This is a genomic window from Endozoicomonas sp. ONNA1, assembly GCF_024606325.1.
Classification (GTDB): domain Bacteria; phylum Pseudomonadota; class Gammaproteobacteria; order Pseudomonadales; family Endozoicomonadaceae; genus Endozoicomonas_A.
The window spans coordinates 1-2,582 of record NZ_JAHHPN010000710.1; the positions used below are offsets into that span (position 1 = coordinate 1).

The window sequence follows — 2,582 nt, forward strand, 5'->3', positions numbered from 1 at the left end:
CGGCGTAGATAAGTCTACATAATTACAGATTATGTTAGATTTTTAGTAGCGGTATTAGCGGTTGGATGAGGAGGTCATTACGTGCAGTGAATGATTATATTGGATAATTTAATGTTTTGAATTATTTTAGTTTGTTACATCTCGCAATAAAATAAGCATGAGGCATAACAAAAAAAGAGCAAATTGCTGATGTATGAAATAATGGAAAGCCAATTGGCTCGCATAAAACAATCCGGCGAATACAGAATATTTACGGACATCAATCGCATTGGAGGCAATTACCCTTGCGTGAGCCAGAGTGAACAAGGGTTGTAAACATGGATAATTACACGCTTTCACAGATCTTGGTATCCATCGCTATTGTGTTTGACCTGTTGTCTTTTCAGTTCAAAATACGCAAACAGGTGGTGTTGTGCCTGTTTATTGCGGGAGCGTTGATTGCGACGCACTTTTACTTACTCAATGCTTTCACAGCGGCCGTGGTTATGACGATTGCGTCAATACGCTATCTGACCAGTTGCTTTACGTCTCGGCCCGGGGTAAGAAACCTGTTTTTGATTATCAATGTTGTGACACTCTTTGTTACCTACGAGTCTTTCATCAGTCTCGTGGCGTTCGTCGGCTCCTGCCTGCAAACGATAGGCGCATTCAGTAAAGACGATCGTGAGATGAGACTGATCATGATGGTGGGGGCGGTAGTTTGGTTGAGCCACAACGTTCTTGTCCTTTCCCCGATGGCCGTCGTCATGGAAGTGCTGTTCCTGCTCAGTAACATCGTGGCCTACCTAAGGTTCTACAACAGGAGCCCAATAGTGACAAAGTCCGAGTACTGAGCTTTACCTCTGTTTCATTCCAGTCAATGAACAGACACCTGGCTCCCATCGCTTAAGCACCTCATTGAGGTGCTCTCTGAAGTGGTGTGTCATATGTGACTACTGACACCAAATGTTCCGTTTGCTTTTTTGCTCTGGGTCAATAACGGGTTAATCTCCTTACGAAACCTTCACAACACAGTTGAACTGGTGCATTGTGACCGGTTACATTTCGTCCCAAACCATACGCTGCCCATCAAGAGTCTGTCTTTTTGAGTTCCACGGGGTTTTGATAAAGGTTTGTGCAGTGACGTTAAAATCTAAGGGGTAACTATTTTGAACATTCTTGGCTATATGCAGAGATTGGGTAAGGCATTAATGCTGCCCATCGCCACTCTGCCTATTGCGGCAATTCTGCTGCGTCTGGGGCAGCCTGACCTGCTGGATATTGCCTTTGTCGCAGAAGCGGGTAACGCGATCTTCAGTAACCTGCCTTTGCTGTTTGCGATGGGTATTGCTGCCGGACTGTCAAAGGACGATGCCGGTGCTGCGGTGCTGGCGGGTGCAGTGGGTTATTTTGTACTGACTGCCGGGGCCAAGACCATCAATGCTGACATTGATATGTCATTCTTTGGCGGCATTATCGCCGGTATCATTGCCGGTCACAGTTACAATCGTTTTCATGCGGTAGCTCTGCCACCTTACCTGGCGTTCTTCGGCGGCAAACGTCTGGTTCCGATCATGACCGGTCTGATTGCCCTGGCTGTCTCTGTAGTAGCAGGTTATGTATGGCCAGTCATCCAGTCTGCCATTGATGCATTTGCTAATGGAATTTCTGAGTCTGGGCCTATTGGGCAGTTTGCTTACGGGGTGCTGAACCGTGGCCTGATTCCGGTAGGTCTGCACCATGTTGTGAACTCTGTTTTCTGGTTTGGCTTCGGTGAATTCACCAATGCTGCCGGTGAGGTAGTAACGGGTGATTTGCCTCGTTTCTTTGCCGGTGACCCCACTGCCGGTACTTTCATGGCGGGCTTCTATCCGGTCATGATGTTCGGTTTGCCTGCTGCTGCGCTGGCTATGTATCTGGCGGCACCTAGAGAAAATCGTGCCCGTGTGGGTGGTGTTCTGCTGTCTGTCGGTGCAACTGCCTTTCTGACCGGTGTCACTGAGCCTCTGGAGTTCATGTTCGTATTCCTGGCGCCAGGCCTCTACGCTGTTCACGCAGTGCTGACCGGACTGTCTCTGGTGGTCACCAACATGTTTGGTGTTCTGCATGGCTTTGGCTTCTCTGCAGGTGCGCTGGATATGGCTCTGAACTGGGGGCTGGCTACCAAGCCTGTGACACTGGTGTTCATTGGTCTGGCCTTCTCTGTTATCTACTTCTGTGTGTTCTACTTCGCCATCAGGGCTTTCAACCTTAAGACCCCGGGCCGTGAAGATGAGGAGCCGGAGGCAGTAACATCTTCTGGAGCAGTCAGTGGCTCAGAGCGTGCTCTGCGTTATATTGAACTACTGGGTGGAGAGGACAATCTGACCTCTGTTGAAGCCTGTATCACCCGTCTGCGCCTGACTCTGGCCAACCGTGACCTGATCAATGAAGCCGGTCTGAAAGCCTTGGGTGCCAAAGGGGTGGTGAAGCTTGGCGAAAATAACCTGCAGGTGATTCTCGGGCCTCAGGCTGAAATCATTGCGGGTGAAATAAACGCTAAAATGCTGCGCTAGCAGCCTGTCGGACTTAAGGCTGTCCTACTGCGGTTGCAATAAATTGGT

2 protein-coding genes are annotated in these 2,582 nt (G+C 49.2%); both read left to right on the forward strand.

From position 1 onward, the window contains the following. Nucleotides 1-317 precede the first annotated feature (317 nt). The gene (locus KDK19_RS16605) at nt 318-833 is read left to right on the forward strand and encodes a YgjV family protein (protein ID WP_257254108.1); all 516 of its coding nucleotides are present in this window, start codon (nt 318-320) and stop codon (nt 831-833) included. A gap of 315 nt (nt 834-1,148) precedes the next feature. After that, nucleotides 1,149-2,534: an N-acetylglucosamine-specific PTS transporter subunit IIBC gene (gene nagE, locus KDK19_RS16610; RefSeq protein ID WP_257254107.1), complete on the forward strand. Its 1,386-nt coding sequence runs from the start codon at nt 1,149-1,151 to the stop codon at nt 2,532-2,534. Nucleotides 2,535-2,582: the final 48 nt, after the last annotated feature.

Bases quoted from the DNA above. Each gene is read 5' to 3' on its own strand.
- KDK19_RS16605 (WP_257254108.1), top strand. From the start codon at position 318: ATGGATAATTACACGCTTTCACAGATCTTGGTATCCATCGCTATTGTG.